Source organism: Legionella sp., from assembly GCF_047605385.1.
In the GTDB taxonomy this organism is placed as follows: Bacteria; Pseudomonadota; Gammaproteobacteria; order Legionellales; family Legionellaceae; genus Legionella.
This window is the reverse complement of sequence record NZ_JASGFU010000002.1, coordinates 1-13297: the sequence shown is the minus strand read 5'-3', so window position 1 is coordinate 13297 and position 13297 is coordinate 1. Positions and strand designations below refer to the sequence as shown.

Sequence of the window (13297 nt, the reverse complement as noted above, 5' to 3'; positions counted from 1 at the left end):
TCATGATTTATTGTTATTGAAACAAAAATACAACTTAATCTTTTGGACTCGATTTTGATTTCGCATTAATAACCTACGAACCAGGCGTTGAACCTTAACTTATTGAAAATTAGCATAATTTTTGTAGCCATAATTAAAGGAAGATCTCTGAAATTAAAAGATAGCAAATCTTTCATATTCTTCCCAAGGGAAATCTTCACGCGTGCAATCCTCGACATTCGCTAATTCTGGGCCTTCCTGTAACCATTGAAATAAAATCTCTAATTGCTCCAGATCACCACAAGCAAATACTTCAACCCGCCCATCTGCTAAATTGCGTGCCCAGCCCTTTAATCCTAATTGTTCTGCCTGCTTCTTCGTATTTGCACGATACCAAACACCTTGTACTTTGCCAGAAATAAAGCAGCGCATGCATAATTGATTAGCCATAAAAATTTCTTGTTGGTTTTCCTTATAATTAAGTTTATCTTATTTCTAAGAGAAAGGAGATAAAAAATGGCAATATGGTTTAAGGAACTCACACTAGAATTACTGAATCAACGTGGAAAAAATACTATGGTTGAATTTCTTAGCATTGAATTTACTGAAATTGGCGACGATTTTTTAAAAGCGACGATGCCAGTTACTGAGCGCACGAAACAACCCATAGGAATTCTTCATGGTGGCGCAAATGTTGCTCTTGCAGAAACGGTTGCCAGCATGGCAGCAAATACGGTAGTGGATTTAAGTCAATTTTATTGTGTAGGCTTAGAAATTAATGCAAATCACCTACGTTCGGTTAGTGAAGGGGTAGTTACGGCAATAACTTCTCCAATACACTTAGGAAGAACTACCCAAGTTTGGCAAATTACTATTTTTAATGACCTGGGAAAACAGACATGTGTTTCAAGGATGACCGCGGCAGTCATTAATCGTTAAATTAATTTACACAAATATTATTCAAACAATGCAAGAAAATACGAATCACTAATAAAAAAGGAGCTTATTATGAATCTGCCTAGTAAAGGTCAGTTTTGTTGGAATGAATTAGCAACTAATGACGTACAACGAGCTAAAGAATTCTACAGTAAATTATTAGATTGGGAATTTAAAGAAATCAAATCAGACGATATGACTTATACCCTCATTCGCTCAGGCAATAAAGAATGTGGCGGTATCTGGCAAATTCCTAACGATCAAAAGGCCAATATCCCACCACATTGGATGGCTTATATTTTAGTCGATAACGTGCAAAAAACACTCGAGCAAGCTAAAAAACATGGTGCAACTGAAGTTAAAGGAGTAACTCAAGCTGGTGATATGGGACATCTAGCAATCATTATGGATCCCACTGGAGCGCATATTGCCTTTTGGGAGCCGAATAGATAGAAAATCAATTGGACTCAATAAATATCAATAAGAATTAGATTGAGTCCATGAACTAAAAAAAATCTGTTTTTTTGCTACAAAATAAGTAATACTTCATCCTAGATTCATCGCGGCGAAATCTATGACCAAAATAAGATCATTTCTTAAATGGGCTGGTAGTAAATACAATTGTTTAGATAAAATTATCCCCTTTTTACCCTCTGGAAAACGCCTAATCGAGCCTTTTGCAGGTTCGGGGGCTGTTTTTATGAATACTCATTATTCCATCCATCTTCTGGCTGAAAGCAATTTGGATTTAGTCAATTTATTTACCTGTTTACAAAAAGAAGGGGAGCAATTTATTAAATTCTGCCAAAAATACTTTAAGCCGGAAACCAATAATAAAGAACTGTACTACCAAATACGTGCCGATTTTAACCAATCTGCTTATAACCGCCAAAGAGCAGCATTTTTCCTTTATTTAAATCGCCATGGTTATAACGGTTTATGTCGATACAACTCTAAAGGAGGTTATAACGTACCTTTTGGGCAATACATCAAACCTTATTTCCCAGTTAATGAAATGAAACTGTTTCATGCAAAAAGCCAAACTGCGGAATTCTTACATCAAGATTTTCGCAAAACCTTTGAATACGCAGAACGAGGGGATGTAATCTACTGTGATCCTCCCTATGTTCCCTTGCGAGAAACAACTAATTTATTACCTTATACCAATAAATTATTTACTACAGAGGATCAAATTGAACTAACTGAATTGGCCAAAGAAACGGCCGCGAAAGGCATCCCAGTCATCTTATCTAATCATGATACCGCATTTACTCGCCACTACTACCGTAAAGCGAAAATCAAAAGTTTCCCTGTAGCACGTTTCATCAATTGCCAGGGTAATTTACGAAAACCCGCCAAGGAACTTATTGCAATTTTTAATCGATAGTGAGTTGTTGAGCCAAATATGGCTCAACAGAAAGAATTAATGTGTGGGATGATCTTTCATAAAGAAGGCTAGAATAGTAACCAATAGCAAAGAAATAGGGAGAACAGACAAAGCAACCTGATAGTCTACTACGGTGTAAATATGCTCTCCTCCAATCACCCCGCTATCCCCAAAGGTATCTAGTAATTTACCAACTAATGGTTGGTAAATTACTCCTCCCAGAGTCACAATCATATTGGTTGCTGCAAATACGGTACCGGATAATTCCGCGCCACTGCATTCTTTAGCCATAATGAATACAATAATCTCGGTGGCACTAAATACACCATACAAGAACAGTAAAACATTCAAGGTTGTATACGATAAGCCAGGACAATACAAAACCAAGCTAATACAAATCAGTGAAAAGATTGCCCCAATCACTAAAGGTAATACTCTTCTGCCAAAATGATCGGATAAATAACCAGCAATTGGAGCACCAACAGCCCACCCAATAAATACCGCAGAGACAGTTTTTGCTGCTTCCACCTTAGTAAGATGATGGGCTTGTTCTAGATAAGTCTTCCCCCATAATTCACCAAATACCGATAAGGAAGTATATAAGCAGGCTCCGACAAAACCGATAAGCCAAACCTCCGGAGCCATCAATACCTTCAGCACATTGCGAAAAAACTCTGGTAATGGATGCTTATTTGATTGATGTCCAGTAGGGCCATCACGTACTACTAAAAACATTAATAAACTTAAACCACAACCAATCCAAGCGATGAGGATTAATACTTGCTCCCAACCTACACTTTCAGACCATTCGGTAATCTTAACTTCCCCATAGACTAAACCGAGCATTCCTAACGTCGTCATTAACCCGGCAACTAAAGAGAAATACCGTCTTGACAGCCAATGTAGAGCCAAAGACAATACACCTACGAACGCAAAGGAAGAACCAAATCCAACCAGAAAACGGCCAGCGCCAACTAGAAACATGGATGAAGTCAGCGTAAACATCCATGAACCTACAGTACAACAAACGCAAGCAAAAGTCAGAAGCCTTCTAGGACCAAAACGATCCATCAGCATTCCGACCGGCATTTGCATTGGTGAGTATGCGAAATAATAAAGTGCCGATATTTGACCAAAGGTCGTTGCAGAAATATGGCCCAAAGCAGTACTCAATTCCGTTTGCAACACCCCCGGGATGATGCGCAATATAAACTCATAACAGTAGAATACTGCCCCTATGAAGCAGATAAATCCTCCTATTATTAATTGTTTTTTAGGTACAGTTGTCATCATTTTATTTATCTACTAATGCGTATGTTTCTCTTAAGAAGAACGTCAATATTGCAGCTATAAAGATACCAATTGGTATAAAAGCTAAAGCAAACTGATAGTCTCCCACCGTATATAACTTATGAACATTATCCACAATTGTTTCTGTCACTGCAGAGCCAGCTACACGAGCGGCCAAACTAAAGTCTAATAAGTTGCCAACCAATGGCTGTAATACCATTGCACCAAGCATCACAATCATATTAGTAATTGCCATTGCAGTGCCTGCTGCTTCACCTGGACTTAATTCACGACCCACAGCAAAAACAATCGCTTGAGCACTATAAAGCAGGCCTAAAACAAACATCAAAGCCTGAATATTGGTTTCGCTTAAGCCAGGAACATATAAAATAATCAGCATCACGATTCCAGCGCCAGTCGCTCCCATAAGCATAGGAAACTTTCTGCGCTCTAAACGATCTGAAATATAACCCATCAATGGGGCACCTAAAGTAAATCCTAAAAAGAGCAATGAATTGGCTAAACCGGCTGCATGTGTTGAAAGACCATGGGCATGTCTTAAATAAGGAATTCCCCACAATTCAGCAAATACAGTCGTTGGTAAGTACACCAAGCAGCCGTACAGTCCATTAATCCAAATTTGTTTGTTACGAGCAATAATGCCTAGATCAGCAAAGCTTTCCTTAAAATTAGACACAGTACCGCTTTGACGATGACGACCTTTCTTGTCTTGTACACCCGCCCAAAGAATAAACATTAAAATGATACCGAAAGCCGCCGTAACATTTAGCGTTTTTACCCAACCTAATTTTTCAACGAAAATTTCCAGGAAGTTATCACCTAACATCGCACCAATAGTACCTAAAGCAGCGGTCATTCCAGAAACCATCGCCAATCTATTTTCAGGCAACCAGATTGTTGCTAGCTTTAATACACCAACGAATGCAAAAGCAGACCCTAAACCAACTAAGAAGCGACCTGAAGCAGCAATCCAGAAACTGGTTGTACCGGTAAATAGAAAGGTACCACCAACACAAATAAGACAAGCTAAAGTAAGTAAACGTCGTGGACCATAGCGATCTAACAATAGACCTACCGGCAACTGCATTGGCACATAAGCATAATAATAAATAGATGAAATATGGCCAAAACCTGTAGCAGACAAGTTAAAATGCTCTCGCAAAGAGGATTCCATTGCACTTGGCGCAATTCGCAGTAAGTATTCATAACTATAAAAAATGGCTCCTAATGCGCAAATAAGCCATCCAACTATTGCGTAATTTTTACGATTTTCAGAAAGCAAAGTCATCTCCTTAACTATTGGGTTAAGCAAAGCACGCACATTTCCTTCATAAAGGCAATCCGCGACTTTTCTTTATTACAACTCCCTCGTTATCATTCTGATACATCTTCAAAAAGATGCGTACAGGATAACAACTTAAGAAGTTACCTTTATCTTAAAAATGATTAATCTGACTCCACACCACTTACTATTGCAGCTTTCGCTACAGCAGCAGGAACCCTCTCTTTTAAGCGAGGATCAATGGGTTTTGGAATAATATAATTAGGACCAAACTCCCAATCTGTAACACCTGGGTAATTATCCTTTACTACCTGAGGAACTGGCTCGTGCACCAATTGACGAATTGCTTCAACTGCTGCAATTTGCATGGATTGATTAATACATGATGCGCGAACATCTAAGGCACCACGAAAAATGTATGGAAAACATAATACATTATTCACCTGATTTGGATAATCGCTGCGTCCGGTAGCAATTATAATGTCATCACGTACTTGATGAGCCATCTCAGGTCTGATTTCAGGATCAGGATTTGATAATGCAAAAATAACTGGATTAGGTGCCATAAGATTTAACAAATCAGCATCTAATAAATCAGGTTTTGCAACACCAATGAATACATCAGCGTCAACTAAAGCATCAGCCAAAGTACGACATTCTGTTGTACGAGCAAATGCAAATTTAAACGCATTTAGATCCGTACGACCAGAATGGATTACACCATTCGAATCCAACAATAGCATGTTTTCTTTATTAGCACCTAATGCAACCAATAATCGCATTGAAGCAATTCCTGCAGCACCAGCACCAATGCAAACGATTTTTGCATCAGACAATGTTTTTTTCTGTAAATCTAGTGCATTTAATAAACCAGCAGCAACAACAATAGCAGTACCATGCTGATCATCATGAAATACAGGGATGTTTAATTGTTCAATTAAGGCTTGTTCAATTTCAAAGCATTCAGGTGCTTTAATATCTTCCAAGTTAATACCCCCAAACGTAGGGGCTATATTTTTTGCAGTGCTAATAAATGCTTGAGGATCAGTAGCATCAATTTCAATATCAAAAACATCAATGTCGGCAAAACGTTTAAACAAAACCGCTTTACCTTCCATTACCGGTTTACTGGCTAAAGCGCCCTTATCACCTAAGCCAAGAACTGCTGTTCCATTAGTCATTACTGCAACCAAATTACCTTTATTAGTATAACGATAAGCATCTTGGGGGTTATTAGCAATAGCCTCAACTGGTGCAGCAACACCTGGTGTATAGGCCATGGATAAGTCTTTCTGAGAGTCTGTAGGTTTTGTAAGTTGCACACTAAGCTTTCCTGGAACAGGATATTCATGGTAATCCAATGCTGATTGTTTTAAAACTTCATTATCCAAAGTGCTTACTCTCTATAAAAAACTAAAACAAATAGGGCCTATTCAAATTTTCATCAATTATCGATCATCCACAACTCATCTGAAGCTTCCATTAGAACAGCATCTAAGGATTAACTTCTAATTTCCGGAGAGGAAGTTGAGGAAAATTTCTAATTGAGGGGAAAATTGACTTATCAACGGCCCTGACAACTTAGTAAAAAAGTATCATGTTGATAATAATTTTTCAATATGTCAATAAAAGCGCGCTCTAATGCGCGCCTTTTGCCATCATTCTTTTGATGTGTCTTTAGCCGTACGTTGACTGTAGCGATCACGGAATTTCTGTACACGACCACCTGTATCAACCAATTTTTGCTTTCCAGTGTAGAAAGGATGGCATTGTGAACATACTTCAATATTCAAGGCTTTGCATAATGTTGAGCGAGTTTCAAACGTTTCGCCACAGCTGCAAGTAACTTTTACTACTTCATAATTTGGATGTATTGCTGCCTTCATAATACGACTCTCTTATAGTTCAAGTGAATATCGCCACCTGGACCTTATTGCCAAGCACCATATTCTATACAAATCACACGAAACAATAGCAGAAAAATTTCTGTAAAGCAATTTTTTCTCGGTTGATGAGCAGGGCCTACGCATGAAAAATTTTCTTGACACACTCCAAAAGATGCTGAAAGGACATGGCGTTTTTCCTCATCAAACTTTTAAATGATCTCTATCGCGAGCTATTTAATTTTTAAAACCCCAGAGTTAGGAATGGTGTTATCTTATAACTCTAGCTCTACCCAAACAGGCGCATGATCTGAGGGTCGTTCTACTTTGCGGGGCTCAATATCGATGCTTGATTTGGTACATAAATCCTGCAATTGTTGGCTTAATAAGACATGATCAATACGCAAGCCTCTATTGCGACGGAAAGCGGCAACCCGATAATCCCACCAACTATAGATAGTCTCTTCTTGTATAAAGTTTCTAAAACTATCGTGCAATCCAAGTTGAAGTATCTTTGCAAAGGCTTCTCTTTCTGCTGGGCTTACTAAAACATGCCCTACCCACTCTTTAGGAGAGTGGACATCGCGATCGTCAGGAGCAATATTAAAATCACCAACAACAGCAAGTTTTGAATGAGTTTCCAATTGCTGTTGAATAAATACAGTAATTTTTTGTAACCAATCTAATTTATACTGATATTTATCTGAAATAAGTTCTGAACCGTTAGGAACATACAAATTAATCAATCGAATTCCAGCAGTGGTCACAGCCAAAATACGTCGCTGCGGATCATCTAAATTAGGAGCAGTCACACTCACATCAGTTATTGGATAACGGCTAATTACAGCCACACCATTGTATGTTTTTTGACCAGAAAAAGCAATGTGCAACCCTTTATCTATAAACGCTTTTTCGGGAAAATTCTCATTTGATAATTTAGTTTCTTGCAACGCTAAAATATCTGTTTTTGAGGTATCAAACCATTGCAACACCTGTTCTAAACGTATCTTTAATGAATTTACATTCCAGCTGGCTAGTTTAATCACACCATTGTCCTTTGTAATCAATAGAGAATGCCGCATGATCAGAAAAACGCAATTCGCGAAAAATTTGACTGTCTATTACATATGCACTCAAACCAGGAGTAATCACTTGATAATCGATCCTCCACCCTACATTTTTTTCCCAAGCACGACTACGGTAAGACCACCAAGTGTATTGTTCTTCTTGCTGATTATGCACTCTAAATGCATCAATAAAACCCATGGGGCCGAATAATTGATCCATCCACGCTCGCTCTTCAGGCAAAAATCCAGAGTTTCTCTGATTACCACGCCAATTTTTTAAATCAATTTTTTTATGAGCAATATTGTAATCCCCACAAAGAATTAATTCGCGTCCCTCATTTTTTAATTGCAATAAATGGTTAGCAAATCGCTCAAGAAAAGCATACTTCACCTCCTGCCGCACATCACCACTAGTACCTGAAGGTAAATAAAGCGATATGATACTGAATTTAGGGTAATCAAATTGAATATAACGGCCTTCATTATCGCAATAATCATAACCAATCCCTTTTATAACTCGTAAGGGCTTATGACGTGCATAAATGGCCACACCACTATAGCCTTTCTTTTGCGCAGAATAATACTCACAAAAATAATCACGAGGATAATATAACTCTTCCGGGAACAGTTGCTCTGCTTGAGCTTTAGTTTCTTGAATGCAAACAAAATCAGCATTCTGTTTAGCTAGCCATTCATAAAATCCATTACGTGCTGCGGCACGAATCCCATTTGCATTAAAACTAATTACTTTCATCTTACTTGCTCAGTTTAAGAGCGGCTTGCGCCAAACGTTCACCCAAATTTTTCGCCAAAGTAATTTCATCTTCACTTAAGGCATGCTCATTCTTTACTCCAGAAACATGAGTCACTCCATAAGGAGTACCACCAGTAACGGTATTATTTAATGAGGGCTCTGAATAAGGTATACCTAATAAAATCATTCCATGATGTAATAAAGGAAGCATCATGCTAAGTAAAGTACTTTCTTGACCACCATGCATGCTGACTGATGAAGAAAAGACACAAGCAGGCTTATTAATCAGATCTCCAGCCAACCATAAAGAGGAAGTGCCATCAAGAAAGTACTTCAAAGAAGCTGCCATATTACCAAAACGCGTTGGGCTTCCTAAGGCTAAACCATTACAGAAACGCAAATCATCTAAAGTAACATAGGGCGCGCCACTATCAGGAACTGCTTTATCTACAGCCTCGCAAGTTGCGGACACTGGAGGAACTGTGCGTAAACGCGACTCAATTCCTGTGACTCGCTCTACTCCTCGAGCAATATACTGTGCTAACTGGGCTACAGAGCCCGTTCTTGAGTAATATAATACTAAAACATAAGGATTAGACATCAATGAACTCCCAAAATATTGATGCGCGTAGTATAAATGAAAATTTGCCTAAATATAAATTACAGAATATAACGTGCCAAATCTTCGTCAGCAATTAATTGACCCAAGTTTTTCTCAACATAAGCCTTGTCAATAACAACTGCTTCCCCTGATTTATCAGTCGCCTCAAAAGAAACTACTTCAAGCAAACGCTCCATTACCGTATACAAACGACGAGCACCAATATTTTCCATGCGCTCATTTACCTGCCAAGCCACTTCAGCAATGCGTTTAATACCGCTTTCTTCAAATTGTAAACTGAGTCCTTCAGTAGCCATTAAGGCCGTGTATTGTAAGGTTAATGACGCCGTAGGCTCAGTTAAAATACGTACGAAATCATCTACAGACAAAGCAGATAATTCAACACGAATTGGCAAACGGCCCTGTAATTCAGCAATCAAGTCCGAAGGTTTTGCCACATGGAAAGCACCTGATGCAATAAACAAAACATGATCTGATTTAATCATGCCATATTTAGTAGATACTGTCGTTCCTTCGACTAAAGGCAACAGATCACGTTGCACACCTTCACGCGAAACATCACCACCACTTTCAGAGCGTTTTGCCACTTTATCCAATTCATCAATGAAGACTATTCCATTTTGCTCGACGCTTTCAATGGCACGAACTTTAATATCATCTTCATTAATTAATTTACCTGCTTCTTCTTCACGTAAAATTTTTATTGCTTTAGCAATAATCATTTTACGTGTTTTTGTCTTATGCGTTCCCACTTGTTGAAACATAGACTGTAATTGATTGGTCATTTCTTCCATTCCAGGAGGTGCCATAATTTCAATACCAACAGGTGTTGCTGCAATTTCAATTTCAATTTCATTCTCATCAAGCAAGCCTTCACGTAATTGCTTACGAAATACTTGTCTGGCAGTACTGTCTTTTTCACTGGTAGTTAAACTGCCTCGTACTGGAGGAAGTAATACATCTAAAATGCGCTCTTCAGCAGCCTCTTCGGCCAAATGCTCTACTTTTTTCATTGCAAATTCACGTTCTTGCTTAATCGCAATGTCTGCAAGATCACGTAAAATGGAATCCACATCGCGACCAACATAACCCACTTCAGTGAATTTAGTAGCTTCTACCTTAATGAAAGGAGCATGCGCTAATTTAGCCAAACGACGGGCAATTTCCGTTTTCCCTACTCCAGTTGGGCCAATCATTAAAATGTTTTTAGGCATAATTTCATTACGCAATACGGGATCTTGAATTTTCATACGACGCCAACGGTTACGTAATGCAATCGCTACGGCTCTTTTCGCATCATCTTGACCAATAATATGTTTATCTAACTCTTGAACAATCTCACGAGGAGTCATTACCATACTGTTATTTGCTGTCATTATTTAATTCTTCTACAGTTAAATTGTTGTTAGTGTAAATACAAATCTCACCTGCAATAGTCAGTGCCTTACGAACTATTTCAATAGCGGACAAATCGGTGTTTTGTAGTAATGCACGCGCAGCCGCCTGCGCAAATGGCCCACCAGAACCAATAGCAATTAAGCTTTCTTCGGGTTCAATAACATCCCCATTACCGGTAATAATGAGTGATGATTTACTATCAGCAACAGCTAACACTGCTTCTAAGCGACGCAACATGCGATCAGTACGCCAATCCTTAGCCAATTCTACGGCAGCACGTACCAAATGGCCTTGATGCATTTCAAGTTTACTCTCAAAACGCTCAAAAAGAGTGAATGCATCGGCAGTTCCTCCCGCAAAACCAGCAATTACTTGATCTTTATAGAGTCGTCGTACCTTACGAGCATTTCCCTTCATTACAGTGTTGCCTAAAGTAACCTGGCCATCACCGCCGATAACGACCTGATTCCCACGTCTTACAGAAAGAATGGTTGTCCCACGAAATTGTTCCAAAATGAAGTCCTCTACTTAGGCTAAAAATTAATTACACGCATCAGAAAACCCTTCCAATTACTGCCATATTCCTTAACTTAATGGCAGTTGGTGCTCAAATGAGACCCTGCTTTCAAGGAAAAGAACGTATTTCTCATACGCAAAAATACTTGAAACCTACATGGGGATGAAAAATAAAAAAACAATGGGTTTAAATTAAAAAAGACAAACCATAGGATAAATTAGCCAACTCTAAATGCTTGGCAATACTTTGACCAACGTCAGCAAAGGTATCACGACGTCCAATAAATTGCCCTTGTACACTTGGACCATACACTAAAACAGGGATATGCTCGCGAGTATGATCAGAACCGGGAAACGTTGGGTCACAACCATGATCAGCAACAATCACAACCAGATCATTAGGCTGCAACAAGGCATCTAATTCAGGAAGACGGGCATCAAACTGTTCAAGTGCATGCGCATAACCAATCACATCACGACGATGACCATAAGAAGAATCAAAATCGACAAAATTAGTAAACACTAAACTGCCTTCGGGAGCAGTTTTCATTGCCTTAAGCGTTGCATCAAATAAAGCCATATTACCATCAGCTTTGATTGTTTGAGTAATGCCTTGATGCGCATAAATATCAGCAATTTTGCCTATAGCGATTACTTCGCGTCCTCTTTCTTTTAAATAATCGAGCAAAGTTTTTTCTGGCGGTAAAGTGGCATAATCTTTACGATTACCAGTACGCTTAAACGAACCAGGCTTACCTAGAAATGGACGAGCAATAACACGGCCAATTTGATATTCATCAACAAGCTCCCGTGCTATCTCACAAATTTCATACAAGCGCTCTAAACCAAAAGTTTCCTCGTGAGCAGCAATTTGAAAAACACTGTCTGCCGAAGTATAAATTATAGGTTTACCACTACGCATATGCTCTTCACCCAATTCGTCAAGAATCACCGTTCCTGAAGCATGCTTCTCTCCTAAAACGCCTGGGACCCCAGTGCGCTTAATAAAGACATCTATTAGTTTTTTCGGAAAACATAATTGCTGCTCGGGAAAATAGCCCCACTCAAACGTTACAGGGACACCAGCAATTTCCCAGTGCCCACTTGGTGTATCTTTCCCTAAACTTTGTTCTACTGCATAACCATAATAACCTACAGGATCAGCAAACGTAGATAATTCAACAAAACGTAATCCAGAACTGGCGAGTGCAGCATGATAAAGACCTGCTTTGGCAAGATTAGGTAAAGTAAGAGGGCCTTGTCGAACGCCTTCTTTATCACCTTCCCCGCGAACGCAAGCCTCATGAATATGCACAAAAGTATTGGCACCAGCATCGCCATAATGTGACGCATCAAGACTGGCTCCAATGCCAAAAGAATCCATGAGTAAAATACAAACTCGCCCGCCCATGATGCTTATTCCTCAACTTGTTGGCAATGTGTTTCTTTTAAACCTAATAGCATAAGCAATGCAATTAATAAACCCAAAGGTAAAATAATTGCAGCATGTTGGTATGCATCTAAGAGATAAATCGGTGTTCCGTTTATTAGCTGCTCACCACCATGCCTAGTCAGTAAATAGCTGAATAAATTTTGATACACAATGTATCCACCCTGGATCAAAATTGAAATCACACTTACTGCAGTTGCCGTCATCATCGGTGAACTGCTTTCAGCTACTAAGGCATAGCTAATCACTTGTGTCGAAGTAAATAAGCCCAATAAAAAAAACAATACCGCCATCCAACTTAAAGAAACGGGCACATAAAGAATAGCTAATAAAGTGAATAATGATGCTAAAACTCCTATTTTCATAGGAAGAATGCGAACCCCCATTTTATCAGAAATCCAGCCAACGAAAGGAGAACCAATAATTGCCCCTAAAAACAACATGCTATTGACCATAGCACCTTGTGCTGAGGTAATCTCCAGGCGTTGCTCCAAATACAAGGTCCCCATCATTGCACCAAAAATAGCAATCGCCATATTCATTAAACTGGCATAAACAGCGGCTCGAAGGTATTGCTTATTTAAATAAGCCTTTTTTGCAGCAGAAAGCACACCTATTGCTTTACCAGTTTTTCTCACTGATTTTTGTGGGCGTTCTTTAATCCCCAAAACCATCACCATCAGCATCAAAAAACCAAGAATACCCACATCCT

Annotated in this window: 15 protein-coding genes; 3 read left to right on the top strand and 12 right to left on the bottom strand. The window is 39.0% G+C overall.

The features are described from left to right. Nucleotides 1–153 precede the first annotated feature (153 nt). Nucleotides 154–429 carry an acylphosphatase gene (locus QM652_RS00850; protein ID WP_415072255.1) on the bottom strand — a complete coding sequence of 92 codons (276 nt, stop codon included), beginning with the start codon at nucleotides 427–429 and terminating at the stop codon, nucleotides 154–156. 66 nt (nucleotides 430–495) lie between these two features. On the opposite strand from QM652_RS00850, the gene QM652_RS00845 reads away from it, so the two are divergent. The 3 genes from QM652_RS00845 to QM652_RS00835 all read left to right on the top strand — a co-directional run bounded on the left by QM652_RS00845 (nucleotide 496) and on the right by QM652_RS00835 (nucleotide 2302). Further along, on the top strand, nucleotides 496–918 hold the full coding sequence (locus QM652_RS00845; protein WP_415072254.1) for a hotdog fold thioesterase: 423 nt from the start codon (nucleotides 496–498) through the stop codon (nucleotides 916–918). Nucleotides 919–987: 69 nt separating this feature from the next. Beyond that, complete coding sequence (locus tag QM652_RS00840) at nucleotides 988–1368, top strand: VOC family protein (protein ID WP_415072253.1); 381 nt, start codon at nucleotides 988–990, stop codon at nucleotides 1366–1368. A gap of 121 nt (nucleotides 1369–1489) precedes the next feature. After that, nucleotides 1490–2302 carry a Dam family site-specific DNA-(adenine-N6)-methyltransferase gene (locus QM652_RS00835; RefSeq protein WP_415072252.1) on the top strand — a complete coding sequence of 271 codons (813 nt, stop codon included), beginning with the start codon at nucleotides 1490–1492 and terminating at the stop codon, nucleotides 2300–2302. Nucleotides 2303–2338: 36 nt separating this feature from the next. Here the strand turns inward: QM652_RS00835 and QM652_RS00830 are convergent, their stop codons facing one another. The 11 genes from QM652_RS00830 to QM652_RS00780 form a co-directional block, all read right to left on the bottom strand. After that, nucleotides 2339–3592 (bottom strand): MFS transporter, encoded by a 1254-nt coding sequence (locus QM652_RS00830; protein WP_415072330.1) that lies wholly within the window; start codon nucleotides 3590–3592, stop codon nucleotides 2339–2341. A gap of 4 nt (nucleotides 3593–3596) precedes the next feature. Then, nucleotides 3597–4895, bottom strand: a complete 1299-nt coding sequence (locus QM652_RS00825) for an MFS transporter (RefSeq protein WP_415072251.1) — start codon at nucleotides 4893–4895, stop codon at nucleotides 3597–3599. Nucleotides 4896–5059: 164 nt separating this feature from the next. Continuing rightward, on the bottom strand, nucleotides 5060–6286 hold the full coding sequence (locus QM652_RS00820) for a malic enzyme-like NAD(P)-binding protein (protein WP_415072250.1): 1227 nt from the start codon (nucleotides 6284–6286) through the stop codon (nucleotides 5060–5062). A 267-nt stretch (nucleotides 6287–6553) separates the two neighbouring features. Further along, the gene (rpmE, locus tag QM652_RS00815; RefSeq protein ID WP_415072249.1) at nucleotides 6554–6781 is read right to left on the bottom strand and encodes a 50S ribosomal protein L31; all 228 of its coding nucleotides are present in this window, start codon (nucleotides 6779–6781) and stop codon (nucleotides 6554–6556) included. Between the two features lie 272 nt (nucleotides 6782–7053). Then, complete coding sequence (gene xth, locus QM652_RS00810) at nucleotides 7054–7824, bottom strand: exodeoxyribonuclease III (protein ID WP_415072248.1); 771 nt, start codon at nucleotides 7822–7824, stop codon at nucleotides 7054–7056. Continuing rightward, nucleotides 7817–8599, bottom strand: coding sequence for an exodeoxyribonuclease III (locus tag QM652_RS00805; RefSeq protein ID WP_415072247.1), 783 nt, complete (start codon nucleotides 8597–8599; stop codon nucleotides 7817–7819). Before QM652_RS00805 ends, xth begins: the two co-directional genes overlap by 8 nt. Nucleotide 8600: 1 nt before the next feature. Next, nucleotides 8601–9200: an NAD(P)H:quinone oxidoreductase gene (gene wrbA, locus QM652_RS00800; protein WP_415072246.1), complete on the bottom strand. Its 600-nt coding sequence runs from the start codon at nucleotides 9198–9200 to the stop codon at nucleotides 8601–8603. Nucleotides 9201–9259: 59 nt separating this feature from the next. Then, nucleotides 9260–10579 (bottom strand): ATP-dependent protease ATPase subunit HslU, encoded by a 1320-nt coding sequence (gene hslU / locus QM652_RS00795; protein WP_415072329.1) that lies wholly within the window; start codon nucleotides 10577–10579, stop codon nucleotides 9260–9262. Between the two features lie 4 nt (nucleotides 10580–10583). After that, nucleotides 10584–11132: an ATP-dependent protease subunit HslV gene (gene hslV / locus QM652_RS00790; RefSeq protein ID WP_415072245.1), complete on the bottom strand. Its 549-nt coding sequence runs from the start codon at nucleotides 11130–11132 to the stop codon at nucleotides 10584–10586. 190 nt (nucleotides 11133–11322) lie between these two features. Next, a complete protein-coding gene (locus tag QM652_RS00785; RefSeq protein ID WP_415072244.1) occupies nucleotides 11323–12546 on the bottom strand; it encodes a phosphopentomutase in 1224 nt (407 codons plus the stop codon). Between the two features lie 5 nt (nucleotides 12547–12551). Beyond that, nucleotides 12552–13297 (bottom strand): MFS transporter (locus QM652_RS00780; protein ID WP_415072243.1); only part of this gene is annotated, 746 nt, incomplete at its 5' end.